Genomic DNA, 25,147 nt, shown 5'->3' with positions numbered 1-25,147 from the left:
TATTCATTGTCAATTATTAAGTAACTTCGTGTGATGTTGTCCCGTTTCAGAACCCACCTTAAAAGCAAATTCCCGTTTCTCGAAGGCAAACGCCTGCTGCTCGCTTGCAGTGGCGGAGTCGACAGCATGGTCATGCTCGACCTCTTCCGGAAATCCGGTTACGAAGTCGGGATAGCGCATTGCAATTTCAACCTCAGGGGAGCAGAGAGCGACCAAGACGAAAGCTTTATTCGCGAATTCGCGGCTGCGAACCATTTACAGGCTCACATCGCCACATTCGATACCGAACAATTCGCTCACGATTTCAAGCTTTCGATACAGCTCGCTGCCCGCAAATTGCGCTACGGCTATTTCGGCGAGATACTGGAAGCCGGGAAATACGACTATGTCCTGACCGCCCACCACGCCGACGACAACCTCGAAACGTTTCTCATCAACCTTACGCGGGGCACGGGAATCGAAGGCCTGACGGGAATCCCTTTGCAGAATGGCAATATCGTGAGGCCGTTGCTCGACTTTACGAGAGCCGAAATCGAATCGTATGCGAAATCCAACGGGCTGGAATGGCGAGAGGACAGCAGCAATGCTTCCGAAAAATACCTCAGGAACAAAATACGGCATCAACTCGTTCCCGCGCTAAAGGAAGTGCGGCCTGATTTGCTTGAGACCTTTGCGGCGACCCAGGATTTTCTGCGGCAGACCCAATCCCTGGCCGATGACGCGGCTGTGCTGGTTTTCCAAAAAGTGGCCAAAACATTTGGGACCGAAATCCGGTTTGATTTGCCGGAACTAAAAAAACTCCCGAATTTCCAGGCGTATCTCTATAAATGGCTCAGCGGCTTCGGCTTCACGGCCTGGAGCGATATCTATGCGCTTGTCGACGCCCAATCGGGCAAACAGGTTTTTGCCCCGGGCCACGTTTTGCTCAAAGACCGCGATGCCCTTGTGCTTTCGCCTTTGACCGACGAGGTTCCCGATCGAGAGTACAAAATTTACAACGGGATGGAAACAATAGAATTTCCGTTAAAAATGAGCCTAAAATTTGTGAAAGCCATTGGAAGGCAATCCAATTCGGCTATCTTTGTCGACGCCGAAAAATTGAGGTTTCCGCTGGTGCTCAGGAGGTGGAAGGAAGGCGATGTATTTTACCCTCTCGGCATGAACGGAAACTCCAAAAAAGTCAGCAAATTCTTCAAGGACGGGAAATTCTCGTTGAGAGATAAAGAGCATGCGTGGCTTTTGTGTTCGCGGGACGACATCATCTGGATCGTCGGCCATCGCGCGGACGAACGCTTCGGCGCCCAATCAACTACGACAAACATTTTGAACATCGCACTCAAAGAATGAAAAAAGTTCTGTTCCTGCTGCTCGCATTGCTAAGCATTTCGGGCATTTCCGCTCAAATCGTCAAACCTGTAAAGTGGACACAGCGCCTCGAAAAAATATCCGGAAACGAGTTCAATCTCATCATGGAAGGCGCGATCGACGACAATTGGCATATGTATTCCCAATTCACTCCAGCCGACGGCCCGCTTCCGTTGACATTGGAGTACAAAAATGCAAGGTTCAATTACGAGCTCGTCGGGAAAACGAAAGAAAGTCCTTATAAGAAGCAATACAACGACGTTTTCGAGGTAGACGAATACTATTGGGAGAAAAAAGTTACGCTTACCCAACGCGTTAAAATCATCAACCCGAAGCTGACAACGATCGAGGTCAAGGCCGATTACCAGGTTTGTAAGGAAGTCTGTAGCAACGACGATGCGAAATTTACGTTCAAACTTCCCAAAATACCGGTTGCGGAAGACGAGCCGACGAAAGCTGCTGCCGCACAAACGCCTGATGCTGCTGTGGCTTCGGACTCCGCCACGGCTAAAAAGGATGCGGTTAAGGACACGATTTCGGCTAAGGAAACCATAGATTCCAAAGACCTTACCTCGCATCCGATCAATCCTGATTCTACCGAAAACTTAGGTCTGTGGACGATTTTCTTCCTGGCTTTCGGGGCCGGGTTTGCCGCATTGCTCACGCCTTGCGTTTTTCCGATGATCCCAATGACGGTGAGTTTTTTCACCAAACAAAGCAAGAATAAGTCGGCGGGAATCCGCAATGCGATCCTGTACGGAATATCGATCATCGTCATTTACGTGACGCTCGGGCTGATCATTACCGCGATTTTTGGTGCCGACGCCCTCAACGCGATCGCAACCAATGTGTGGTTCAACGTCATCTTTTTTGTCCTGCTTGTCATCTTCGCCATTTCGTTTATGGGCGCCTTCGAGATCGTTTTACCGAATTCATGGGCGAGCAAAGTCGACCGTCAGGCTGATCGCGGTGGCATCATCGGGATCCTGGCCATGGCGTTGGCCCTGGCTATCGTTTCGTTTTCATGTACCGGAATTTTTATCGGAAACCTGTTGGTGATCGCGGCCCGCGAAGGCGGCATCAGCCCGCTTATCGGAATGTTCGGGTTTTCGCTGGCGCTAGCTCTGCCTTTTATGTTGTTCGCGATCTTTCCGGGTTGGATGAATTCGCTCCCAAAATCAGGCGGATGGCTCAACACCGTCAAGGTTTTCCTTGGGTTCCTCGAATTGGCGCTCGCCTTCAAATTCCTGTCGAATGCAGACCTTGTATTGCAGTTGCATTTGCTGGAAAGAGAAGTGTTCCTTTGTATCTGGATCGCGATTTTCGGAGCGTTGACACTCTACCTTTTCGGAAAAATACAGACGCCTCACGACAGCCCTGCCGGCAATCTTTCCGTCGGGCGCATCATGCTCGGCTTGCTGACGCTGACGTTTACCATCTACCTTATTCCCGGGCTTTGGGGCGCGCCGCTGAAGTTGATTTCTGCATTCCCGCCTCCTTTGCATTATAGCGAAAGCCCGCATGGAGTGGGAGCGACGGGAACCGTAATGAACGATAAGACGCTCCCGGAAGGTGCGGTATTGGCCCACGATATGATCACGTTCAATGATTACGACAAGGGGCTTGCTTATGCAAAATCCGTGAACAAGCCGGTAATGCTTGACTTCACCGGACACGCGTGCGTCAATTGCCGCAAAATGGAAGCGAACGTCTGGACGGACAAAGAAGTGCACGAAATCATGAAAAATGATTTGGTGTTGATTTCACTTTATGTAGACGACAAACGTGAACTCCCGGAATCTGAGCAATACACGACGCCTGAAGGTGAAGATATCGAAACAATAGGCGACAAATGGACGAACCTGACCATTACGCGCTACAACACGAACACGCAACCGCTTTACGTTTTGCTTGGCCCTGACGGAAAGGATATTTCGCCTACGATAAGCTACGTCGGCAAAGACGAATACCTCGCGTGGCTCAAAGCCGGGCTCAAGAAATAATATAAACGATTTTCACTGCGAAAGCCGGTCTCTAAAGGGCCGGCTTTTGCGTTTTTGCGATGGCCGAACCAATATCAGTCCGTATCCTCGAGCGTAAAAATGTCCTCTACTCTTACATCGAAAAACCGCGCGATCTTTAGGGAAAGTACGGTTGACGGTACGTATTTGGCCTTTTCCATAGCGTTTATGGTTTGCCTGCTTACGCCGATCTGCCTGGCGAGCTCTTCCTGGGAAATGTCCTTGATCGCGCGCTGTACTTTGAGGTTATTCGTCATCGCGCACGGAGTTTTTGAGTTGGTAGAGCTTGATGTGAAAACGGATGATGAAAAACAACAGCAGCGAAAAAATGTTGGCCACCATCACTTCAAAATAAAACAGGCCGTAAATGAGCCATGTGGCCACGAGCATGACCGTAAAGTTGAAGTAGGTCGCCCAGACAAGGCTTTCGTAACGGATTTGTGCGATGAGTTCGTCTTCGTTTTTTTGTTTCGAGAAGCCGATAAAAAGGCCGCCGGCGATCAGGAAGCTCAACAGGATTTCGTCTCCAATCGAATTTTCGTTGAAGCGGAAGAAACCATTGGGAGCGAAAAGGCCGTTGTCTGCAATGGCGTACACTTTTGCGGTGACGGCATCGTCTAACTGGAGATCGGAAACCATTGCGGCAATGGCGACAAGCAAAGCAGGGACAAAAAGACACCAGCCGATGATGTCGAACTTTTGCGGAAATAAGAAATGTGTTTTCATTTGATTTGATTTAATGATATTGAAACTCAAACCAAATGTAAAGTATATTTTACATATTGACTAAATTATTTTACAAAAAGTTTTGTTTGTTTGTCTTTTTCATTTGAAACGGCATGTGTTTTTTAATTTGATTGCGCGAGGGATTGGAGCGGATATCCTTTTGGCGGCCGCAGCGCAGCGGAGGCCGCCAAAAGATAGCAGCGCAAAGCCCGACGGCGCGGCAGTCCGAATGTTGTTTTTAACGATTCGATCTGCCGCGCCGTCGCGCCCAAAAAAAATATAGCCTACTTTATTTGAGGATGTGCTGGCCCAAAATGCGATAGACTTCGTTGATGTTGTCGCTTCCTTTGCCGAATGTCTTTTTGACCGGTTGGATTTCGTCCTTGATCCAGATCTTGAGTTCCGCATCGAGGTCGAGGATTCCGGCGCTCTCTTTCGAGAATTTGATCACGTTGGCATACGGAATCGAAGTATATCCGGTCTTGCTGCCCACGAGTTGTTTTTCGACGAGGATCAGCCGCTTGTTCGTGAAAATGAACATGTCCTTGACGAGTCGGAAAGCTTTTTCGATGTTTTCACCGGGCACGATGATCGGTTCGAACTCTTTTGTGATAGCTTCAATGGAAACCTCGGATGCGTTTCCCAATATGGCGTTGAATAGTCCCATGATGTTGTTTTTAGTGAACTAAAGATAAAACTTTGGCAAATGTCCTGCGTCCGGTTTCACAAAACATTAATTCAAAGCTGCGATTTGTTGTCATTTCCTGAGCGTTATCCTGAATGTAGAGCCGATTCCCATTTCAGACTGCACATCAATGCGACCGTCGAGTTTGGAGACGAGTTTGTGAACGGTCGACAAACCGATTCCGGTTCCTTTGTTGCCGCAGCGGTCGGTTTTGCCGAGGGTGCCGAAAATCTCGAAAATTTTCCTGAACTGGGATTCGGGAATGCCGGGCCCGTTGTCTTTCACGAAGATAACGACGTTTTCACCGACCTGTTCGTATCCGATTTCAATTACGCCTTTTTCCTTGTCGTTATATTTGACGGCGTTCGCGACAAGATTGTACAGCACTTGACCAAGCGCCATTTTGTTCGACCGCAACCGCGAATCGTCGGTCGGAAAGATAAATTCGAAGTCTGCATTTGGATGGAGCAGTGCCACGATATATTCCGAAAATTCCCTCAGGCGGATTTTCTCCCGTTGTGTGACATCGACCGTATCGTATTTGTAATGTTCCAGGATCCCATCGATAAGGCCCTTGAGTTCTTTTGCCGATTGCCCGATATACCCGATCATTTGCCTTCCCTGGTCGTCGAGACGCGCGCCATATGATTCCGAGAACATTGCAGCAAGTTGCGTAATGTTGTTCAGAGGCGATTTCAAATCGTGGGAAACGACGTGGGAAAACTGCTCGAGATCCTGGTATCGCTGGGCAAGCGCATTATGGCTTTCGACAAGCCTGTAATTGTTGCGCCTGAGTTCCAGTAGCTTTGTGACCTGGTTCGCCAGTTTTTCCAGTGCGTCGATCTGGAATGGCGCGAGCTTTTTGACCTTGTGATCGATCACACACAACGCACCAAGGGCGTACCCGTCGCAATTCACGATTGGGATCCCGGCGTACGACCGGACGCCTCCCTCGGCAACGAATGGATTATCGTGGAAACGCTCATCTTCGAGCATGTTTTCCACGATCAGGTTTTGGTCGGGTTGCGCCACGACATGGCCACAAAACGAAGTTTCCCTTTCCGATTCGGCTACGTCAAGCCCTACCGAAGATTTGAACCACTGGCGTTGTTCGTCCAACAGCGTAATGACCGAAATGGATGTCCCGCAAATCTCGGCGGCGAGTTTGGTGATGTCGTCAAAATCTTTCTCAGGTTGGGAATCGAGTACGCGATAGCTGAGCAAAGCATCGAGGCGCTCTCTGTCGTTGGGCGGTATTGGGGCGGTAATCATTTGGTTAAATTTGGTTTTGCAAAGATATACGCACAAATTCGTCTGTCGGATGCGGAAACCCGCATTTAAGAATTCGTTTGCAACTGCTCGAACTGATTAACAAAAATATAGCGGCAAATTTTACGATTTTGGGCGAAACGGCGTCGGTAACCGGCTCGTGAAAATTGTGCGATTCCCGGGTTCGGCTTTATATTTTTTTTATAACTTTACCAATATCAGCCATTTAAAAAAGTACACGCCATGTTAGTAAAAGTATTCGGAAGCGCCGTTTTCGGCCTTGAAGCCACGACCATAACGATAGAAGTCCATACCGACAAGGGTATCGGATACCATCTTGTCGGATTGCCGGACAACGCGATCAAGGAAAGTGCCTATCGCATTGCCGCCGCCCTTAAAAACAACAATCTCCATTTTCCCGGAAAAAAGATCACGATCAATATGGCGCCCGCCGACTTGCGAAAGGAGGGATCGGCTTACGATTTGACGATCGCATTGGGCATTCTTGTCGCATCCGGACAACTGAAACCAGACGACATAAGTCATTATGTGATCATGGGTGAATTGTCTCTCGATGGTAAGCTCCAACCCATAAAAGGAGCGCTGTCGATCGGGATCAAAGCCCAACAGGAAGGTTTCAAAGGCTTTATTTTGCCGGCCCAAAATGCGATGGAGGCGGCCGTCGTTTCCGGAATTGATGTCTACGGGGCGTCGGACATTGCCGAGGTCATCGCTTTCTTCTCAGGAACGGGCAGTCTCAAACCCACGGTCATCGATAGCAGGACGACGTTCGTACAACCAGAATTTCCGGATTTCGACTTTCGGGATGTGAAAGGCCAGGAATCCATAAAACGCTGCATGGAAATCGCGGCCGCAGGAGGACACAATATCATATTGATCGGTCCGCCGGGAGCGGGAAAAACGATGCTGGCCAAGCGGCTCCCGAGCATTTTGCCTCCCATGACTACGCGTGAAGCTTTGGAAACGACTAAAATCCACAGTGTTGCAGGAAAACTTAAGGACGTCGGATTGATGCGGCAGCGGCCCTTTCGGAGCCCGCATCACTCGGCTTCGTCTGTTTCATTGGTTGGAGGCGGCAGCTTTCCGCAGCCTGGGGAAATCAGCATGGCCCATAACGGCGTACTGTTTCTCGATGAGCTGCCGGAATTTAAGCGGGAGGTGCTCGAAGTATTGCGCCAGCCGCTCGAGGATAGGGAAGTCACGATTTCGCGCGCCAAATTCACGATCACGTATCCTTCGTCGTTTATGCTTGTGGCGAGCATGAATCCTAGTCCTGGCGGCTATTTTATGGAAACATCGGCTCCGGTATCGAATACATCGTCCGAAATGAGGCGCTACCTGAACAAGATTTCAGGACCGCTCCTGGATCGCATTGACCTGCATATAGAAGTAACGCCGGTGCCGTTCGAAAAACTCAGCGAGGAGCGCAAAGCGGAAAGCAGTTCGGAAATACGGCTTCGCGTATCAAAGGCCCGAGAAGTCCAGACCGCGCGCTTTGAGGAGATCGACGGCGTTCACTACAACGCCCAGATGACGGCGCGCCACATCGGTAAGTTCTGCCGGCTAGACGATGCATCCGTACAGATATTAGGGACTGCGATGGACCGTCTCAATTTTTCGGCTAGGGCATACGACCGCATTCTCAAGGTTTCGCGTACGATCGCCGATCTCGATGATTCGGATGTAATCCTGCCGCACCATATTGCGGAGGCCATCCAGTACAGGAGCCTGGACCGAGAGGGTTGGCTCGGGTAACTAAAGGTTCTCGAAAGTGTCGCCTTGCTTTATGTCGCCGGTTTCGAAACCTTTCATGAACCATTTCATTCGCTGCTCGGATGTACCGTGCGTGAACGAATCGGGAACGACGTGCCCTTGCATTCGCTTTTGTATCGCATCGTCTCCGACGGCTTGAGCCGCACTCATGGCTTCTTCGATATCTCCCGGTTCGAGCATCTGGACGCGTTTTTCGTTGTAATGGGTCCAAAGGCCGGCGTAAAAATCGGCCTGGAGCTCGAGTGCCACTGAAAGTTTGTTGGCTTGTGACTGGCTCATGCCTTGTTGCATTTCACGAACTTTTTGGGAAGTTCCGAGCAATGTCTGTACGTGGTGTCCGATCTCGTGCCCGATCACGTATGCAATCGCAAAATCACCGCCTTTAGCTCCAAACCTGTCCTGCAACTCTTTGAAAAACGCCATGTCCATATAGACTTTTTGATCGGTCGGGCAATAAAACGGCCCAGCCGAAGATGTCGCGCTGCCGCAACCAGTTTCGACGGCTTCTGTAAAAAGGACCAGGTTGGGTTCTTTGTAGGTCATGCCGTTTTCGGCGAAAATCTGTTTCCAGACCACTTCGTTATCGCCGAGGATCACGTCAACCATTTCCCCTATTTTTTTCTCCTCGGCCGTAAGTTCGCGCTGCTCGGTTGGTGTCTGTACGCTCTGATTCTGGATTTCGTTTATTAGCTGGCCTGCGTCGGAGTCACCGCCAAAAAACATTTGGGCAATGATTGCGATCACCGCTATGATTCCGCCACCTGCGGCAACTTTTCCTCCGGACATGCCCCGTCTGTCTTCGAGATTTCCTCCGCTTCCGCTACGACCTTGCCATTTCATGTGATTTGTTTTTTCTTGGTTTACACTTCTTTTTTTCTAAGCCAGACCGACAAAATTTCGCGTATATCTTCCTCAACGATAGGTTTTGGAATGTAATCGTGCATGCCGGCCTCGAGGCATTTTTCCCGTTCGCCCTTGATCGTACCAGCCGTCAAGGCAATTATTGGAACGCCCGCCCCGTTAAATTTACGGATTTCTTTCGAAGCTTCATACCCGTTCATGACCGGCATCTGGACATCCATAAAAACGAGGTCGGGAGCGAGGTTGCGGAAGTCTGCCACGGCTTGCTGGCCGTTAGAACATTCGAATACGACCGCTTGCGGCAGGATTTTCTTGACGAGGGTGCGCGCGAGCAACATATTGATTTTATTGTCTTCCACGATCAGTATGCGCGGGGATTCCCTTTCCAGGCCGGGCAAATCGAGCTGGTCCTCAACCGATAGTACCGGCTCGAAATCGCAACTTTCGGAAAGTCCCAGTTCCACATCAAAATAAAACATACTTCCCTGGCCGAATGCGCTTTTGAGTTCGAGTCTGCTGTTCATCAGCCCTAGTAGCTTGTTCGATATGGCCAATCCCAGTCCGGTGCCACCGAATTTCTTGGTCGTGGAGCTGTCTTCCTGGGAAAACGCGTCGAATATTTTTTCCTGGTTCGATTTCCGGATGCCGATTCCCGTATCGGTAACCGAAAAATGCAACTTTACTTTGTCGTCCGAGCGCTCTCCAACCTTAACGGAAAGCTTGATATAGCCCTTTTCGGTAAACTTTACCGCGTTGCTCATCAGGTTGATCAGGATTTGCTTGAGCCTGATTTCGTCCACGACGATGCATCTTGGCACGTCGTCGGCAATCGAGAGGATGACGTCAAGATGTTTGATGCGCGATTCGTATTCGATGAGCTTGATGATGTGGTGGCAGAGTTTGAACAGATCGGTTTCTTCCGGCGTCAGGTCCAGTTTTCCGGCCTCAATTTTCGAGAAGTCGAGAATGTCGTTGATGATTTCCATGAGCGCATTTGCCGATTGGTTGACCGTGTTCATGTACTGGCGCTGGATGTTTTCGAGATTGGTTTTCATCAGGAGGTCGGTAAACCCGATGATGCCGTTGAGCGGCGTGCGGATCTCGTGGCTCATGTTGGCCAAAAATTCTGACTTGGAACGGCTTGCGGCCTCGGCCAATTCCTTTTCCTTTACCGCGCTCTCGTTTTTCTTGCGCTCGGTGATATCGAGCAGTATGCCTTCGACGAATTCCAGTTTGTCTTGCCGCACGATCACGTCCCCAAATTCCTCGACCCAGGCAATTGAACTGTCCCGTTTCCGGATGCGATACTCGAGATGGAACGGCTCGCGTTTGTCGGCACCCGCTTGTCTCAGGCGGATGACTTCGGCAGCATCGTCTTCGTGTAGCAACGAATAGAACTTGAAACCTTCATACAAGAACGCCTCACGCGAATATCCGGTAAGTTTTTCGATGTCGTCGTTAAGGTATTCCACGGAGTCGTCCGCGTTGAGCAAATAGACCGTTCCCGGGATATTATTGGCAAGCAACCGGAATTTTTCTTCGCTTTCGTTGATGATCGTCTCGTTGATGTTGCGTTCGATGGCGAGCGAAATATTGCCTGCAAGCGATTCCAGGATCGTGATCTCATCGCGCGTCCATTCGCGTTCGGTGGTCACGTCGAAAACGACCATGCCGTACAATTTTTGCTTGATGAACAGCGGAAGCGAAAGCAGAGACGTCGAATTGAGTTTTTCGAGCAATTCGCGCGTGACAGGATTTTGAATCTTGCGCACCACCGAGTGATACGGGCGATTCTCTCGCATGGCATCGATGATGTCCCGGACCATTTCGTGGGGCAAAGCCTCGAGTGAAGGATTCGGCAGGGTGACGCCTTCCACGGGTCCCATCCAACGGTGTTTTTGCTGTATCGTCTGGTTGCGCTCATTGTTCACGAAGAACGAAATGCGGTCTACATTGGTTACTTTCCCGACGGAATTCAGGATACCTGCAAAAAGCTCATCCGTGTTGCGGCTCATCAGGAATTTGCCCGTGTTGTGCGTTATCGCGGTCAAAATTTCACTTTTATAGGCAAGGTTTTTCTCGGCCTGTCGCCTCATGTGGGATTCGATCGCGATTGCGGTAAGGTCTGAAACGGACCTCGCGAAAGTAATGTCCTCATTGTCCCAATCGCAATGCTTGTGCAACGTCTCAAAGCAAATCACGCCCGAAATCTCCCCGTTGATAAAAATCGGAGTGTCGAGCAGGGATTTGATACCGTTTCTCCTAATGTAGTTGCGGCAAAGTTCGGCGGTTTGGGAATTTTTGGTGACGTCCGACGCCACGACCTGTCGCTCGTTTTCCAATGCTGTAAAATACTGCGGATATTCGTTGCGCTCCAATGACAGATAGGGCGCATTCGATTGGTTTTCCGTATCGAATAGCGCGATGCAGACGATGCTTTCCTTGTTATACGTCCAATATCCGCCGCGGTCGACATTGAGGCTTTTCGCCGACATTTCCAGGATTTGGGCCAATACGTCCTCCAATTCCTCGAGATCCGTGAAGCGCTGGGCGGCCAACGTTTTAAGGGTGTTGTTGTAGCGTATGACCTTTTTTTCCTTCAGGATTTTCTCGTCCTCAAGCGACTTGACCAGCGTAATGTCGCGTGCGATGACCGAAAATCCAGTGATTTTCCCAAGGTCGTTCCGTTTGATGTTGACACTTTGGGACACCCAAAGGCTATCGCCGTTTTTACGGACAAACGGAAATACCTGGATAGGATAGGAGCTGCGATTCTTCGGCGCCCGATCGTATTGGGAGCGGATGCTTTGCCGATAATCATCGCGAATCATCGTGCTGTAATGGCGCTCGTAGAATTCCTCTGCCGAAAAGCCAAGCGTCGTTTCGGTAAACGGGTTGACGTAGGTGAAATTGCCGTGGCGGTCGGTTTCGTAAATGATGTCCGAAGCCGATTCGATCAGGTTTTTGTACTGGTTCTGGATTTGGACGTGGTGGGTGATGTCCTGGCCAATTCCGATGAACAGGTTGTCGGAGTACTTTTTGTCCTTCCACTGGATGTATCGCAATTCCCTGTTGGAACAGCGCAGTTTCCGGACGTAAAGCCGACCGTCTATGTAATCGTCGTGATACGATTCCCCGATGAAATCGGCGTCTTCGGTGCGTTTCCAGAATTGGAGACCCATGACTTCTTCGGGCTCATATCCGAGGATAGACCTCACGCTTTCGCTGCAAAACAACAATTCCCCTTTCCGGTTGGTGGCAATGATAAGTGAATTTCCTTTGTTGACGATCTCGTTGGCGAACAGGAATTTGTCTTTTGCGTTGAGTTGCCCTATGTGTTTGGTGTAGTGGAAGACCGTCGTGATCAGGCACCCGTTAAAGAGTATGGCGACGGTTTGCTCGTCCAGCGTTTCGGTAATTAAAAGCGTGAACAGCAACGCGAAAGTAGCTACGACGAACGTCAGGTAGTGCCGGATGGTCTTAAAAACGCTGAACGAGAAAAAATACGTCAGCAGGAATTCCGTGATGGTGATCACTTCAAACGGTCCTTTCGTGAGTTGGTATGTCAGGTAAAGCAGATAGCCGTTGAAGGCGATCAGGAAAACCTTTCGGATATTCCGGTAAAGAAACGCCGACTTGCCGCTTGCGTAATACAATCCGATCAGCACGGTGCTGAAAATGATGTTTTCTAGCAATTCGCTTTCGAGCCGGACGTTGAAAAATTCGAGAAAGAGTTCGGTTACCGAGAAAATAATCCCGAAAAAGAGCAAGTACAGGCGGAACTGGTCCGGATTGGAATCGATTTCGGAATAGTTCGACACAAAGTCCTTGTTGAACCTCGTCTTCTGGTTAAAAGTCAGATAGAGCAGCGCCCCGGTCAACACGAGCATGAGTGCAAGGAACCATTCCTGTGAATAAAAACGGTCGCGGCCCGCGATGGATTCGAGCCAAAGCAAAGGTCGTAACACAGAAGGGAAAACAAAAAGAGGGAAGCATCCCAATGCGGGCATAAAGCTATTTTTTGCGAGTTAAAAATATGAAAATATGCGAATTATAAAACAAGGGTGTAAAAAAATCCTGAGTCGCACCTCACATAATCCATAAAAAAACCACGGGATCGACCGTGGCTTTGAGATATTATTCAGGAATGGAAGTTAAAAAGTGTCAGATTCGCCTATATCCTCGATTTCGTCGTGGACGGTAATCCCTACCGAATGTTTGTAGATCACATAATACATCACATATAAAAACGGGACCGTGAAGAAAATACCGATACAAAATGCGATCAGTCCGACCAGCGACAGCAATCCGGCGCAAATCACAAGGCCCAACAGCGTTCCCGGACTTTTCATCACTACGACCACGCTACCCTGTATCGCCTCAACGGGCGGCATATTCCCAAAAACAACCAATGGCACGGTCATCATCGTGATGAACGAAACAAACAGGCTGAACAGCGTGCCTAAAAACCCGATTCCCGGCGCATAGGTTTGGATTATCTGGGAAACACCTACGCTAACGGCCGATATCAAAACGCTCTGGACGAACAACGGCACGAAGTACGGCTGTCGAAAACACGAAAACGCATCGCTGAACGAGGCATCCTCACCGGCGTCTACATTTCGGGCCATAACCATAAGTCCGCCCAAAAACGGGCTTACAAAACCGGAAAGCACTACCGTCGACAAAATGTAAATGATAAGGTTGACACCAGACAGCGCCGCGATATCCTCAGGCGAGAAATAATTGGCCGTACCTGAAGTGATGGCAAACACCGAGGCGATGCCACCAGCGAGAAGCGCAATCGTGATGATACACACGATAAAAGCAAGCCCGGCCATTAAAGCGACCCGCTTATAAATTTCGAATGCGTCGTTGAATGCATCGGAAAAATCGATGCGATATCCTTCTGTCTTAATTTCTTCGAGGCGTCTTTGGGTGCGTTCCATCCGGATGTTTTTTTGGAATACAAGTTTAAGGATTTTTAGCCGGGATTACAGCCATTTGAACCATTTTCTTAAGAATTCGACTTTGTTTTCATAGGGAGCGTAGCGCAGTGGGATGTCGAGCCAGGTTCCTCTTCGGGTAAGCGATTTTTTGTGGACAAACGTATCGAAACTGCGCTTTCCGTGGTAGGCGCCCATACCGGAATGTCCGACGCCTCCGAACGGAAGCCGCTCATTCGCAAAATGGCAGACGACATCATTTATGCAGCCGCCTCCGAAAGGAAACTGTCGCATGATCCGGGAAGATTCACTTCTGTCGTCGCTAAAGACGTAGAGCGACAGCGGTTTTTCATACCGTCCGATAATGGCATCCAGGTCAGATTCGTTGTCGTATCCGACCACGGGCAGGATGGGACCGAAAATTTCTTCCCGCATTACGGGGCTTTCGCCGTCGGTTTCGTCGAGCAACGTAGGCGCGATAAAACGCGATTCCCTGTCGGATTGCCCGCCGTGCACGACCTTTTCCGCGTCGATCAGGCCAACGAGCCGTTCCCAGTGTTTGTCGGAAATGATGCGTGCCAAATCCGGGGAATTTGCCGGAGCGTCCCCAAACGCCGCTGTGATTTCTGCTTTGAGCATCGCAATGAACTTGGACTTTACGGACGCTTCGACCAACAGGAAATCAGGCGCGATGCAGGTTTGTCCCGCATTGAGGAATTTTCCCCAAACGATGCGCCGGGCCGACAGTTTGAGGTTTGCCCTTGAAGTAACGATGCATGGATTTTTCCCGCCGAGTTCCAATGTGACCGGCGTCAGGTTTCGGGCTGCGGCTTCGGCGATTTTTTTGCCCGTAGCCACGCTTCCCGTAAAGAAAATATAATCAAAACGCCTTTCGAGCAATTTCTCTGCTACGTCCGATCCGCCCTGAAAGACCTCGACGTCGACAGGGTCGAATACTTCCGAGACGATGTTCGATATGAGGCTGGAAGTGTTCGGTGTGAGCTCAGAGGGTTTCAGGATAACCGAGTTGCCCGCTGCATAAGCGGCTATCACGGGCAGCAGCGCCAACTGGAACGGGTAATTCCAAGGGGAAATGACCAACACTTTTCCGTAAGGTTCCTTTACGATGCGATCGGAAGAAGGAAAGTTCAACACAGACGGAAACACCCAATCGTCCGAGGCCCAACTACGTAAATTGCGTATCGTCGATTTCAACGTCGAGGACACGATGAAAGTTTCGCTTAGAACGGTCTCAAACGCCGGCTTTCCGAAATCGTCACGCAGGGCTTGTATGATGGCGTCTTCGCGCAGCGACAGGACGTGAAGCAGTTTTTTGAGCGTTTCCTTTCGCTGTGAGACGGTGGGCCGGGATTCCATATCGGGTGGTTTTACCCAAATATAGTCAGAATTTGCGCATCAGTCGAGACCGAAGCCGTATCCGATAAACGCATCTGCCTGTTTGTTGTCGCTCAGCAGGTTGGTGATGATCGATCCCGAACCGACATAGAAGCCGTATGCCCGGAATCCGATGCCGCCTGAGACACCCGAAATCTCGTTTCGCGTCCAATTGGACCAAATCTCGAAATCCTCAAGCGCGAGACGGGGCGTGACCGAAATCGTATTTTGGTACGTGATCTGGTCGTTGGCATCGTCCTGACCAAGCTTTTGCTGCAGATATACCGAGGCGTAAAACTTCGGGACGATCCTTACGTCGGCGTAAGCGGAAAAAACCGTCGGCAACTTCACTTTAAAATCGGTTTTAGTGTTCTCGGTGCGGTTGAGATAGCCGCTTGCGAGCAGTAAATCTTCCACTTCCTCAAGGCTTTCCACATTCTGGAATTGGTTTAGGTCAAGAGACTCAACTCCCTGGACGGAAAGGACATAATTCGTATCGGAATTGTTTGCTGACCGAAACTTCATCGAACCGAGGTTGCGCAGCGAAAGCCCGGCGTTTATCCGATAATTGCCGGGATCGGCTTCATCCGTAAACCTGTAATTCACGCCAAAATCTGCTGCGACACCGCCGAGCCTTCCAAAAAGGGAACGGGCATAATCGCCGAATTTCGTGAATTCGTTTCCGAGATTTCCCGAATAGGCAATGTTAAGATTGGCCTGCGCGTCGGTCAGGGTGACATCGCCAAGGTTGTTGCTGATCGTTCCTGAGAACCGATCGGCCCCGAAATTGGCGTAGGAGCCTGGAAAAAGTAACTTAAATGTCGCGCCACCGCTGAATTTGTGAGTGCCGTCATCCAAAAACGTATAGGCGCTTCCAAAGCCGATCTCGCCCCAGGTCGTGCCGTTGAGGCGTTGGTTGGAATTGTTGTCTATCGTCGTGACTCCTGTGATGAGTGCATTTATCGTAGCAGTGGTCAGCGCGTCTCCTATATTGACGTCCACATCGACCAAATCCAGTCTTCCGTATGCTTTCGATGCCAATGCAAAAGCCCATCTGCCGGATTTGTAACCGAAGCCGGGCCCGTAGATTTCGCCGTCGAACCGCAGATCGACCGCTTCGGTACCGCTGAAAAGGAGGTTTTCAAAACGTTCGCTTCCAAACAAGTCGCCAAACCCGATCTTGTTGTTGTTGGCATTTGCGCTTACCGCAAAAAGTTGCACCTCATATCGCGAATTCAGGTTCGCGAGCTCAGCCGGATTGTTCCCTGCGTGAATCAAGCCTACGCGTTGAGACGTGGTGGCACCACCAAAATGAAGTTGGGCGTAAGTTGGTAATCCGAAAAGCAACAAAAGGGCTAACGTTCTCATAGTTTGTATTTTAAGTGAACTATGGGTTAGAACGCTCCGGCTCGATCGGCTATTGTCGCAAGCCATTGCAAAATTTAACGGATATGTTACACCGCTTTCCAGATAACATCGTCAGGAACCGGCGCAATAATGGTGACCGGCTCTTTTTTCACCGGATGTAGAAACTGAAGTTTGCGGGCGTGAAGATGAATGCCGCCATCAGGATTGCTGCGGTCCGAGCCGTATTTTAGATCGCCTTTTATAGGTGAACCGATGGCCGAAAGTTGGGCACGGATCTGGTGATGTCGACCCGTATGCAGATTGATTTCCAGAGCGTAATAATTGTTGAGTTCTTTTATTACTTTATAGTCAAGAATCGCTTTTTTACTTTCCGAAACTTCTTTGAGATGCGCTTTGGACGTATTGTTTTTTTCGTTTCGCTTGAGAAAATGTTCGAGCACGGCCGCATCTTTTTGAGGACGCTGCTTCACCACGGCCCAATACGTTTTTTGGGTGACCCGGTTCTTGAACATCTCGTTCATGCGTTCGAGCGCTTTTGATGTTCGGGCAAACAAAACAATTCCCGTAGTCGGCCTGTCGAGGCGGTGCACCACGCCAAGGAACACTTCGCCCGGCTTTTCGTATTTGTCCTTTAGGTATTCCTTGACGACCTCGGAAAGCGGCTTGTCTCCGGTTTTGTCGCCCTGAACGATGTCGCCCACGCGCTTGTTGACGACGATGATGTGGTTGTCTTCGTAAAGTATTTGGAGGTTGTGCTTGTTTGATACGGTCTTCATGACACGGTCGCGTTTTGAGAGGAGAGCCTGGCTTTGAAAACTTTTTAGGTTTGGAAATTACCTGGCAACAGCATAAGCCGCCGATAAAACCTAACTACAAAGCGCTATCAGGATCAATCAATATTGTTCTTTTTCGCTCGGGAAATTTCCGCTTTTGACGTCCTCGTGATAGTTGCCGAGCGCCTTGATCATATCATCCCACAAATTGAGGTAACGTCTCAGGAAACGCGGGCTGAACTCGTTGTTCATACCCAACATGTCGTGTATGACGAGTACCTGTCCGTCCACACCGCCGCCGGCTCCGATTCCGATTATCGGGATGCTCACGCTTTTTGCGACCTGCTCGGCGAGCTTAGCCGGAATTTTTTCGAGAACGATGGCGAAACATCCCAGTTTTTCAAGTAATTGGGCGTCTTCCATGAGTTTTTGCGCCTCGGCTTCTTCTTTTGCGCGAACCGTGTAAGTACCGAACTTGTAAATCGATTGCGGTGTCAGCCCCAAATGTCCCATTACGGGAACTCCCGCGTTCAGGATGCGCTTGATGGATTCCTTTATTTCGATGCCGCCTTCGAGTTTCAGCGCGTGGGCGCCGCTTTCCTTCATTACGCGAATGGCCGAACGAAGCGCCTCTTTAGGATCGGACTGATAACTTCCGAAAGGCAAATCGACCACGACCAATGCGCGTCCGACGGCGCGAACCACAGACGAAGCATGGTAAATCATCTGGTCGAGCGTAATCGGCAACGTCGTTTCGTGACCCGCCATGACATTCGAGGCGGAATCTCCCACGAGTATCACGTCGACTCCCGCAGTATCGACCATTTTGGCCATCGTGAAATCGTAAGCGGTAAGCATCGAAATGCGCTCTCCGTTGTGTTTCATCTCGATCAGCGATTGCGTAGTGATGCGCTTGTAGTCTTTTTTGGCAACTGACATTTTGTTTTTTTTAATGAGGAATGTAAAGGTAATGATGACAAACGACAATCGGCGATTTTTTTTGGCGTTGCCTGCGGCCGGGCTTTGCGCACTCGCTTTTGCGCTCCAAACCTCAAAGGTTTTATTTCGCTGCGCTGCATACAATTCGGTTCGCTTCGGGTTAAAAACCTTTGAGGTTTTCGCACAAAGAGCTCAGGCAATCGCTCCAATCCCTAACGCGACATCACCTGATGCGGAAATTGTAACATTAACCAAAAACGGCTACTAACCACGTCTAAATCAATCATCATGAAACAATTTTTTATTCTTTCGGCAATCCTGTTATCCCAAATTACGTTTGCCCAGGATCCGGCCATCAAAAAAACGATAGAGGACTTTTTTGCCGCTTTCCACGCCCATGATACCGTCGCCCTGCGAAAAACGTTGGCAAAGGAAATTGCGATGCATTCCATAAGCGAAAGAAGCGGGCAACCGAAGATCACCGTGGAATCGGTACCCGAATTCTTCAAATCGATCGCGACGACGCCTTCCAACGTGAAATTCGAAGAAAAACTGCTTTCGTGGGAGATCAAACAAGACGGCAGCATGGCCCACGTCTGGACGAAATACGAATTCCACATCAACGGGAAGTTAAGCCACGGAGGTGTCAATTCGTTTTCCCTCGCCAAAGCGTCCGACGGTTGGAAAATCCTGTATTGCGTCGACACCAGGAGAAAGCTTTAGGAGGAAACGCGAAATTTTCGGTCGCGCTACTTCCAAATTCGTCCTACCTTTGCGGCATGATTTCCATCCTTATCATAGACGACGAAGAAAAATTGCGCGGACTGCTGGCCCGCATCATCCAAAGCGAAGGCTTCTCCGTGACGCAGGCGGCGGACCTGAAATCGGGTTTTCGGAAACTCGAACAGCAACACTTTGACGTCGTGCTTTGCGATGTGAAATTGCCTGACGGAAGCGGCGTCGATTTCGTCCGCAAGGTAAAATCTGCATTTCCCACCGTGGAGATTTTGCTGCTGACGGCCTTCGGTACCATTCCGGACGGCATCCAGGCCATGAAGAACGGTGCTTTCGACTACATCGTCAAAGGGGACGACAACGACCGCATCATTCCGCTGTTGTACAAAGCCGCCGAAAGTTCCCGATTGCGTGAGAAAGTCCACTATCTGCAAGCGCAACTTGGCGACAGACATTCATTCGACGCGATCATCGGCAAATCCAGGGCGATAAGTGGTGCGATCGATCTCGCCCGGAAAGTATCCGTAACCGATTCGACGGTATTGCTGCTTGGTGAAACCGGAACCGGAAAAGAGGTTTTTGCGCGCGCGATCCATCAAAACAGCAAACGAAGCGATCGGTCGTTCGTGGCGTTGAACTGCAGTGCATTCGGGAAAGATTTGCTCGAAAGCGAACTTTTCGGATACAAGCAAGGTGCGTTCACCGGAGCGGTCAAAGACAAAAAAGGATTTATAGAGGAAGCAGACGGCGGAACGCTTTTCCTCGACGAAATAGGGGAGATGCCACTCGGGTTACAGGCCAAATTACTGCGTGTCCTTGAGTCGGGTGAGTTTGTAAGGGTTGGAGATACGACGCCAAAAAAGTCGAATTTTCGGCTGATCGCCGCGACCAACCGCGACCTCAAAACCGAAAGCGAAAACGGGCATTTCAGATCCGATCTTTACTTCAGGCTCAATATTTTCGAGGTGCAGATTCCGCCGTTGCGTGAGCGGCTTAAAGATATTCCGGCCCTCGTCGAGTTTTACGTTGCCCACTTTTCTGAAAAAATCAACCGCAAGAATACGATCGTTTCACCCGATTTCGTTTCGGTTTTGCAACATTACGCATGGCCGGGAAATATACGCGAACTCAGGAATGCCATCGAGCGTTCGTTGATTTTGGCTTCAGATGATGGCTTGACGGTCGATTTGCTTCCGTTTGAAATCCGCAATTCCGAAGCGACAACCTCCAGATCCGTTTCTGCATTTTCCATCGCCGGTGCCGAAAAGCTCCAGATCCAAAAAGTCCTCAACTACACAAAAGGCAATAAGGCCGAAGCCGCGCGATTGCTCGAAATTGGAATTGCAACGTTATACCGCAAGATCGAGGAATACCGACTCGAGAAATAGCAATTACTTTTTTGGCTGTTTCCCTGTTCGCAACGATTCAGTCCCACATCGTTCCGTTGAGGCCAAGCACGATCCCGATCCATAGCGCCACGACAAAACCGAGAATTCCAACCACCGACCGCAGGATCCTCAAGGCTTGGCTCGGGGCTTTCACACAGGTCATAAAATAGAAAAACGCACCGCCTACGGCTCCGGCTACAGGTGTCAACAACAAGGGTTTGACCTTCCAATTGGCCGGCCAGTCAGGGTTCGGGTTGTCGGCACCGAAAACAAACAACGAGATGACGCCAAGCGCTACCACCGCGCCTGCCAGGGCAAAAAGCGCGAATCTGCGTGGTTCGATCTGGTTTGAGGTAAAAGAATATTGATTCATGGCAAACTATATTAATTAGTTAAAAGTACTTTGAAATACAAAGTTAGTTGTTTTTTGATGCGTCCGACAAAAAATTAAAAATTTATGTACCGTACCATTTTAATAATTGCCTATCATTTTGATAGACTTTCTAGTCATCGGAAATTGAACGGTATTGAGCCAAATGTTTGATATAGTGTGACTTGATTAACGTCATCCATTTTCGGAATGTGGTTTGGCATAAGGGGCGAAATAAATTTTTTCACCATGAAAAATCGCATCCTATCCGTTTACCGTCAGGCCGACCGACTGGCCGAGATCACCAAAACCTTTATTCGCAACGGCCACATTTCCCGCGCCAAAAAATGCCTGGCGGTGGCTGAGAAGCACTTTTTGGAAGGCAACCAGAAAACCCGAAATGCCATCGCCAACTCCTTCGTTTTTTCGCTCACGACATTTATGGAACTGCGCAATTGCCGCATTTCCAACCTTTTCCCTGAATCGCTGAAATCCGAATACATCAGGCAAATCAACACCTCCGGAGTCTGATGGAATCAATTTTATTACTTCTGCTTGCGGGAACCATGTTCGGGATCTGCTACCAATCCATCGATGTCTTTGAAAAAATGTAAGCCATGACTGCACTTTTTATTGTCGCACTGTTGGTTTTCGGATACCTCGTTTACGTGCTCGTAAAACCCGAAAACTTTTAAACTCATTTTTATGTATACAGAATTTGTGGGGATCGCCCTTGTCTTCGGGCTCGCCGTCGCGGTGGCAATTCCGTTCGGGAAGTTCATCTCAATGACGTTCGCTGGCCAAAAAACGTTTGCCGACGGTATTTTCAGTCCGATGGAACGCCTCGTTTTCCGTCTCTCAGCAATAGATCCGACGCGCGAAATGGACTGGAAGAAATTTCTAAAAACCATGCTCGGTCTCAATTTCCTCTGGCTGCTTCTATGTTATATACTGCTGATGTTCCAGGGAATCCTGCCGCTCAATCCCGACGGAAATCCTTCCATGTCGCCTGATCTTGCGCTCAACACCGCCATTTCGTTCGTCGTGAACTGCAACCTGCAACACTATTCGGGCGAAACGGGCCTGAGTTACCTGAGCCAAATGTTCCTGATGTTCCTGCAATTCGTTTCGGCCGGGACGGGAATCGCTGCGGCCGCCGGCGTCTTTAACGCGATGCGGCAAGGCTCGCGGGAGACGATCGGGAATTTTTACCACTTTTTCGTCAAAAGCTGCACGCGCATACTATTGCCGGTAGCGACGGTTATCGCGGTCGCGCTCTGTTTTTCCGGTACTCCGATGACTTTTGAAGCAAAAGACGCCATCGTGACACTTCAGGGAGATGCGGTCGAAGTTTCGCGTGGGCCGGCTGCCGCCTTTGTTGCGATCAAGCATTTGGGGACGAACGGAGGTGGATTTTTCGGCGCCAATTCGGCTCATCCGCTCGAGAATCCGACCTATTTTACGAACGCCGTCGAATTGTGGGCGCAACTTCTCATTCCGCTTGCGATGCTTTTCGCACTAGGCTTTTACCTGAAACGAAAGCGGTTTTCGTATGTAATTTTCGGTGTGATGACGATAGGGTTTTTGCTTTTGGCAGTGCCGACGGTTGTGTCCGAAATCAACGGCAATCCGGCGTTGACCCAAATGGGAATCGCCCAAAACGGCGCCATGGAAGGAAAGGAAATGCGTTTCGGTCCGGCCATGACGGGATTCTGGAGCATAGCCACGACGGTAATTTCTACCGGTTCGGTCAACGGCATGCACGATTCGATGATGCCGATGTCGGGTGCGATGCAGCTGCTGGCGATGATGGTCAACGCGTTCTACGGCGGATGCGGCGTCGGGTTCCTCAACTTTTACGTGTTCATAGTTTTGGCTGTTTTCATTTCGGGACTGATGGTGGGCCGCACGCCGGAATTTCTCGGCAAAAAGATAGAAGCGCGCGAAGTCAAGATTGCGGCTTTCATCGCGATCCTGCACCCGCTGTTGATCTTGTCGGGAACGGCCCTGGCGGCTCACTTTGCCTCATCGGATACGCCAGTGGGCTATTGGTTCGGCGGAAACGCTTCAGGCTGGCTCAACAATCCCGGTGCCCACGGTTTTACCGAAATGCTCTACGAAACAACTTCGAGTGCGGCCAACAACGGTTCCGGCTTTGAGGGTCTGGCGGACAACAATCCGTTTTGGAACGTCTTGACAGCCTTCCTTTTATGGTTCGGCCGCTTCCTTCCGATCATCGGGCCTGTCGCCATTGCCGGACTGCTTGCCAAAAAGAAATTCATACCGGAAAGTTCCGGGACGCTCAAAACCGATACGCCAATTTTCGGTGTCATGATTTTCGCCGTGATCGCCATCATCGCTGCATTGAGCTTTTTTCCGGCTCTCGCTTTGGGGCCGCTTGCCGAATATTTTTCCTTAAACCACATCTGAAATGACCGCAAAAACCAATTCCCTGTTCGACCGGAATCAACTGAAAAGTGCCCTCATAGAGGCTTTCGCGAAACTCAACCCATCGTCTATGATCAAGAATCCGGTGATGTTTACCGTGGAGATCGGTACCGCGATCATGTTCGTCGTCTGTGTGGCGATTTTACTCGGACACCAGGGCGAAGGCAGTTTTACCTACAATTTTATCGTCTTTTTGATTTTATTGCTGACGCTGCTTTTTGCGAATTTCGCCGAAGCGATCGCCGAAGCCCGAGGTAAAGCCCAGGCCGACAGTCTCCGCCTGACCCGGGAGGAAACCCTGGCAAAAAAAATCCTTGCCGACGGAAAAATCGACGAAATCAATTCCTCCTTCCTCAAAAAAGGGGACACGTTTTTATGTGAAGCAGGCGATATCATTCCAATGGATGGCGAGATCGTCGAAGGCTTTGCGACAATTGACGAAAGTGCGATCACCGGCGAAAGTGCGCCCGTCATTCGCGAATCTGGCGGCGATAAGAGTTCGGTGACGGGAGGAACGAAAGTGTTGTCCGACCGTATAAAAGTGATTGTTGCTTCTGAACCCGGAGAAAGTTTTCTCGACAAAATGATTGCGCTCGTAGAAGGAGCGAGCCGCCAGAAAACGCCGAATGAAATCGCGCTCACAATACTGTTGGCCGCGTTCACACTTATCTTCATCATCGTCTGCGTGACGCTTAAACCGTTTGCCGATTATGCCCGGACGCCTATTACGATAGCCGCGTTCATCTCGCTTTTCGTCTGTCTGATTCCCACGACGATAGGCGGTTTGCTGTCGGCCATCGGCATTGCCGGCATGGACCGTGCGCTGCGTGCCAACGTGATCACCAAATCTGGTAAAGCGGTGGAAACGGCAGGCGACATCGACGTTTTGCTGCTCGACAAAACCGGCACGATCACGATCGGGAACCGGAAGGCGACGAATTTTTTTCCGGCAGAAGGTGTGAGTTTTCACGATTTCGTCGAGGCTGCCGTGCTGAGTTCATTGGCTGACGAAACGCCGGAGGGAAAATCCATAATCGAATTGGCCGGCAAGATGAAACACGATATCGGGTTGGATGTTGAGCACCTGAGGTCGACCATCTCAACATCGATCAACTTCACGGCCGAAACCAGGACTTCCGGTGTGATGCTATACGATGGGAGCGATATCCGAAAAGGTGCGCAGGATGCCGCAAAAAACATCGCCTGGAATTCCGGACATGACTTTCCTGTCACGACATCCGAGAAGGTACATGACATTTCCGCAAATGGAGGAACACCTCTCGTAGTTACCAAAAACGGAGAAATTTTAGGCGTGATCGAGCTTCAGGACATCATCAAAACCGGGATGAAGGAACGCTTCGAGCGGCTTCGCAAGATGGGCGTAAAAACCGTGATGGTCACGGGCGACAACCCGCTTACGGCCAAATTCATTGCGGAAAAGGCGGGCGTGGACGATTTTATTGCAGAAGCACGGCCTGAGGACAAAATGAACTACATCAAAAACGAACAGGCACAAGGCAAACTCGTGGCGATGATGGGCGACGGCACAAATGATGCTCCCGCTTTGGCCCAGGCCGATGTTGGCGTGGCGATGAATTCCGGGACACAGGCCGCCAAGGAAGCCGGGAACATGGTCGATCTTGACAACGATCCCACGAAACTCATCGAAATCATCGAGATCGGGAAGCAATTGTTGATGACAAGAGGAACGCTCACCACGTTTTCGATTGCGAACGACATCGCCAAATATTTCGCGATCGTGCCTGCGCTGTTCATCGCGGCCATCCCGGATTTGCGGGGCCTGAACATCATGGGATTACATTCTCCCGAAAGCGCCATTTTGTCGGCGGTAATATTCAATGCGATCATTATCCCGATGCTGATTCCGCTGGCGCTCAGAGGCGTGGCGTATAAACCGATAGGAGCCAGCGCGATCCTGAAACGCAACCTCCTGATTTACGGGCTTGGCGGAATCATCGTGCCATTTGTCGGGATCAAACTGATCGACATCATGGTATCAATCTGGGTGTGACCAGGCGCAAAACTCCTGTTTCCAATCTAAAA

Annotated in this window: 21 protein-coding genes; 8 read left to right on the top strand and 13 right to left on the bottom strand. The window is 50.1% G+C overall.

The genetic code is table 11. From position 1 onward, the window contains the following. The first annotated feature begins 33 nt into the window (after window positions 1–33). Window positions 34–1,347, top strand: coding sequence for a tRNA lysidine(34) synthetase TilS (gene tilS / locus HC229_RS01790; RefSeq protein ID WP_191018717.1), 1,314 nt, complete (start codon window positions 34–36; stop codon window positions 1,345–1,347). Beyond that, window positions 1,344–3,368: a protein-disulfide reductase DsbD family protein gene (locus HC229_RS01785; RefSeq protein WP_191018716.1), complete on the top strand. Its 2,025-nt coding sequence runs from the start codon at window positions 1,344–1,346 to the stop codon at window positions 3,366–3,368. The genes tilS and HC229_RS01785 overlap by 4 nt, the downstream gene beginning before the upstream one ends. 74 nt (window positions 3,369–3,442) lie before the next feature. Here HC229_RS01785 and HC229_RS01780 read toward each other — a convergent pair whose 3' ends face one another. The 4 genes from HC229_RS01780 to HC229_RS01765 all read right to left on the bottom strand — a co-directional run bounded on the left by HC229_RS01780 (window position 3,443) and on the right by HC229_RS01765 (window position 6,069). After that, on the bottom strand, window positions 3,443–3,643 hold the full coding sequence (locus HC229_RS01780; RefSeq protein ID WP_191018715.1) for a helix-turn-helix transcriptional regulator: 201 nt from the start codon (window positions 3,641–3,643) through the stop codon (window positions 3,443–3,445). Continuing rightward, window positions 3,633–4,112, bottom strand: a complete 480-nt coding sequence (locus HC229_RS01775) for a hypothetical protein (RefSeq protein WP_191018714.1) — start codon at window positions 4,110–4,112, stop codon at window positions 3,633–3,635. Before HC229_RS01775 ends, HC229_RS01780 begins: the two co-directional genes overlap by 11 nt. A 289-nt stretch (window positions 4,113–4,401) precedes the next feature. After that, entirely contained in the window at window positions 4,402–4,779 is a 378-nt protein-coding gene (locus tag HC229_RS01770) for a PH domain-containing protein (protein ID WP_191018713.1), read from the bottom strand. A gap of 90 nt (window positions 4,780–4,869) precedes the next feature. Then, window positions 4,870–6,069: a sensor histidine kinase gene (locus tag HC229_RS01765; protein ID WP_191018712.1), complete on the bottom strand. Its 1,200-nt coding sequence runs from the start codon at window positions 6,067–6,069 to the stop codon at window positions 4,870–4,872. A gap of 240 nt (window positions 6,070–6,309) precedes the next feature. On the opposite strand from HC229_RS01765, the gene HC229_RS01760 reads away from it, so the two are divergent. Beyond that, window positions 6,310–7,842: a YifB family Mg chelatase-like AAA ATPase gene (locus HC229_RS01760; protein WP_191018711.1), complete on the top strand. Its 1,533-nt coding sequence runs from the start codon at window positions 6,310–6,312 to the stop codon at window positions 7,840–7,842. Here HC229_RS01760 and ypfJ read toward each other — a convergent pair whose 3' ends face one another. The 7 genes from ypfJ to panB form a co-directional block, all read right to left on the bottom strand. Further along, a complete protein-coding gene (ypfJ, locus tag HC229_RS01755) occupies window positions 7,843–8,700 on the bottom strand; it encodes a KPN_02809 family neutral zinc metallopeptidase (protein ID WP_191018710.1) in 858 nt (285 codons plus the stop codon). Between the two features lie 20 nt (window positions 8,701–8,720). Then, window positions 8,721–12,731 (bottom strand): PAS domain S-box protein, encoded by a 4,011-nt coding sequence (locus HC229_RS01750; RefSeq protein WP_191018709.1) that lies wholly within the window; start codon window positions 12,729–12,731, stop codon window positions 8,721–8,723. A 144-nt stretch (window positions 12,732–12,875) separates the two neighbouring features. Continuing rightward, the gene (locus HC229_RS01745; RefSeq protein ID WP_191018708.1) at window positions 12,876–13,670 is read right to left on the bottom strand and encodes a DUF2189 domain-containing protein; all 795 of its coding nucleotides are present in this window, start codon (window positions 13,668–13,670) and stop codon (window positions 12,876–12,878) included. Window positions 13,671–13,715: 45 nt separating this feature from the next. Then, entirely contained in the window at window positions 13,716–15,044 is a 1,329-nt protein-coding gene (locus HC229_RS01740; protein ID WP_191018707.1) for an aldehyde dehydrogenase, read from the bottom strand. Between the two features lie 39 nt (window positions 15,045–15,083). Next, complete coding sequence (locus HC229_RS01735) at window positions 15,084–16,430, bottom strand: hypothetical protein (RefSeq protein WP_223845492.1); 1,347 nt, start codon at window positions 16,428–16,430, stop codon at window positions 15,084–15,086. 86 nt (window positions 16,431–16,516) lie between these two features. Continuing rightward, a complete protein-coding gene (locus HC229_RS01730; RefSeq protein ID WP_191018706.1) occupies window positions 16,517–17,206 on the bottom strand; it encodes an RluA family pseudouridine synthase in 690 nt (229 codons plus the stop codon). Window positions 17,207–17,323: 117 nt separating this feature from the next. Beyond that, window positions 17,324–18,142 carry a 3-methyl-2-oxobutanoate hydroxymethyltransferase gene (panB, locus tag HC229_RS01725; RefSeq protein WP_191018705.1) on the bottom strand — a complete coding sequence of 273 codons (819 nt, stop codon included), beginning with the start codon at window positions 18,140–18,142 and terminating at the stop codon, window positions 17,324–17,326. A 288-nt stretch (window positions 18,143–18,430) separates the two neighbouring features. On the opposite strand from panB, the gene HC229_RS01720 reads away from it, so the two are divergent. Both HC229_RS01720 and HC229_RS01715 read left to right on the top strand, forming a co-directional pair. Further along, complete coding sequence (locus HC229_RS01720) at window positions 18,431–18,865, top strand: Cif family virulence factor (RefSeq protein WP_191018704.1); 435 nt, start codon at window positions 18,431–18,433, stop codon at window positions 18,863–18,865. Between the two features lie 56 nt (window positions 18,866–18,921). Next, window positions 18,922–20,265 (top strand): sigma-54-dependent transcriptional regulator, encoded by a 1,344-nt coding sequence (locus HC229_RS01715; RefSeq protein ID WP_191018703.1) that lies wholly within the window; start codon window positions 18,922–18,924, stop codon window positions 20,263–20,265. Between the two features lie 37 nt (window positions 20,266–20,302). On the opposite strand, the gene HC229_RS01710 is transcribed toward HC229_RS01715, so the two are convergent. After that, window positions 20,303–20,638: a potassium transporter KefB gene (locus tag HC229_RS01710; RefSeq protein ID WP_191018702.1), complete on the bottom strand. Its 336-nt coding sequence runs from the start codon at window positions 20,636–20,638 to the stop codon at window positions 20,303–20,305. A 246-nt stretch (window positions 20,639–20,884) separates the two neighbouring features. Between HC229_RS01710 and HC229_RS01705 the strand changes: the two genes are divergently transcribed. Continuing rightward, the gene (locus HC229_RS01705) at window positions 20,885–21,166 is read left to right on the top strand and encodes a DUF7674 family protein (RefSeq protein ID WP_191018701.1); all 282 of its coding nucleotides are present in this window, start codon (window positions 20,885–20,887) and stop codon (window positions 21,164–21,166) included. A 14-nt stretch (window positions 21,167–21,180) separates the two neighbouring features. Here the strand turns inward: HC229_RS01705 and HC229_RS16785 are convergent, their stop codons facing one another. Next, a complete protein-coding gene (locus HC229_RS16785) occupies window positions 21,181–21,336 on the bottom strand; it encodes a hypothetical protein (protein WP_456298487.1) in 156 nt (51 codons plus the stop codon). Between the two features lie 4 nt (window positions 21,337–21,340). Here HC229_RS16785 and kdpA point away from each other — a divergent pair, with 4 nt between their 5' ends. Together kdpA and kdpB are read left to right on the top strand one after the other, a co-directional pair. Next, a complete protein-coding gene (kdpA, locus tag HC229_RS01695) occupies window positions 21,341–23,065 on the top strand; it encodes a potassium-transporting ATPase subunit KdpA (RefSeq protein ID WP_191018700.1) in 1,725 nt (574 codons plus the stop codon). A 1-nt stretch (window position 23,066) separates the two neighbouring features. Continuing rightward, window positions 23,067–25,115, top strand: a complete 2,049-nt coding sequence (gene kdpB, locus HC229_RS01690) for a potassium-transporting ATPase subunit KdpB (RefSeq protein WP_191018699.1) — start codon at window positions 23,067–23,069, stop codon at window positions 25,113–25,115. Window positions 25,116–25,147 lie beyond the last annotated feature (32 nt).

The sequence above is a fragment of the Flavobacterium selenitireducens genome, from assembly GCF_014748335.1.
Taxonomy (GTDB): Bacteria; Bacteroidota; Bacteroidia; order Flavobacteriales; family Flavobacteriaceae; genus Flavobacterium; species Flavobacterium selenitireducens.
The sequence above is the reverse complement of the archived record's forward strand: the minus strand, read 5'-3'. Positions and strand labels throughout refer to the sequence as shown.

Excerpts from the sequence above, each read along its gene's own strand:
- HC229_RS01710 (WP_191018702.1), bottom strand. The coding sequence starts at position 20,638 with ATGAATCAATATTCTTTTACCTCAAACCAGATCGAACCACGCAGATTC.
- HC229_RS01730 (WP_191018706.1), bottom strand. The coding sequence starts at position 17,206 with ATGAAGACCGTATCAAACAAGCACAACCTCCAAATACTTTACGAAGAC.
- panB (WP_191018705.1), bottom strand. The coding sequence starts at position 18,142 with ATGTCAGTTGCCAAAAAAGACTACAAGCGCATCACTACGCAATCGCTG.
- HC229_RS01750 (WP_191018709.1), bottom strand. The coding sequence starts at position 12,731 with ATGCCCGCATTGGGATGCTTCCCTCTTTTTGTTTTCCCTTCTGTGTTA.
- HC229_RS16785 (WP_456298487.1), bottom strand. The coding sequence starts at position 21,336 with ATGAGTTTAAAAGTTTTCGGGTTTTACGAGCACGTAAACGAGGTATCC.
- HC229_RS01740 (WP_191018707.1), bottom strand. The coding sequence starts at position 15,044 with ATGGAATCCCGGCCCACCGTCTCACAGCGAAAGGAAACGCTCAAAAAA.
- tilS (WP_191018717.1), top strand. The coding sequence starts at position 34 with ATGTTGTCCCGTTTCAGAACCCACCTTAAAAGCAAATTCCCGTTTCTC.
- kdpB (WP_191018699.1), top strand. The coding sequence starts at position 23,067 with ATGACCGCAAAAACCAATTCCCTGTTCGACCGGAATCAACTGAAAAGT.
- ypfJ (WP_191018710.1), bottom strand. The coding sequence starts at position 8,700 with ATGAAATGGCAAGGTCGTAGCGGAAGCGGAGGAAATCTCGAAGACAGA.
- HC229_RS01775 (WP_191018714.1), bottom strand. The coding sequence starts at position 4,112 with ATGAAAACACATTTCTTATTTCCGCAAAAGTTCGACATCATCGGCTGG.
- HC229_RS01720 (WP_191018704.1), top strand. The coding sequence starts at position 18,431 with ATGAAACAATTTTTTATTCTTTCGGCAATCCTGTTATCCCAAATTACG.
- HC229_RS01770 (WP_191018713.1), bottom strand. The coding sequence starts at position 4,779 with ATGGGACTATTCAACGCCATATTGGGAAACGCATCCGAGGTTTCCATT.
- kdpA (WP_191018700.1), top strand. The coding sequence starts at position 21,341 with ATGTATACAGAATTTGTGGGGATCGCCCTTGTCTTCGGGCTCGCCGTC.
- HC229_RS01780 (WP_191018715.1), bottom strand. The coding sequence starts at position 3,643 with ATGACGAATAACCTCAAAGTACAGCGCGCGATCAAGGACATTTCCCAG.
- HC229_RS01735 (WP_223845492.1), bottom strand. The coding sequence starts at position 16,430 with ATGAGAACGTTAGCCCTTTTGTTGCTTTTCGGATTACCAACTTACGCC.
- HC229_RS01785 (WP_191018716.1), top strand. The coding sequence starts at position 1,344 with ATGAAAAAAGTTCTGTTCCTGCTGCTCGCATTGCTAAGCATTTCGGGC.
- HC229_RS01760 (WP_191018711.1), top strand. The coding sequence starts at position 6,310 with ATGTTAGTAAAAGTATTCGGAAGCGCCGTTTTCGGCCTTGAAGCCACG.
- HC229_RS01705 (WP_191018701.1), top strand. The coding sequence starts at position 20,885 with ATGAAAAATCGCATCCTATCCGTTTACCGTCAGGCCGACCGACTGGCC.
- HC229_RS01745 (WP_191018708.1), bottom strand. The coding sequence starts at position 13,670 with ATGGAACGCACCCAAAGACGCCTCGAAGAAATTAAGACAGAAGGATAT.
- HC229_RS01765 (WP_191018712.1), bottom strand. The coding sequence starts at position 6,069 with ATGATTACCGCCCCAATACCGCCCAACGACAGAGAGCGCCTCGATGCT.
- HC229_RS01715 (WP_191018703.1), top strand. The coding sequence starts at position 18,922 with ATGATTTCCATCCTTATCATAGACGACGAAGAAAAATTGCGCGGACTG.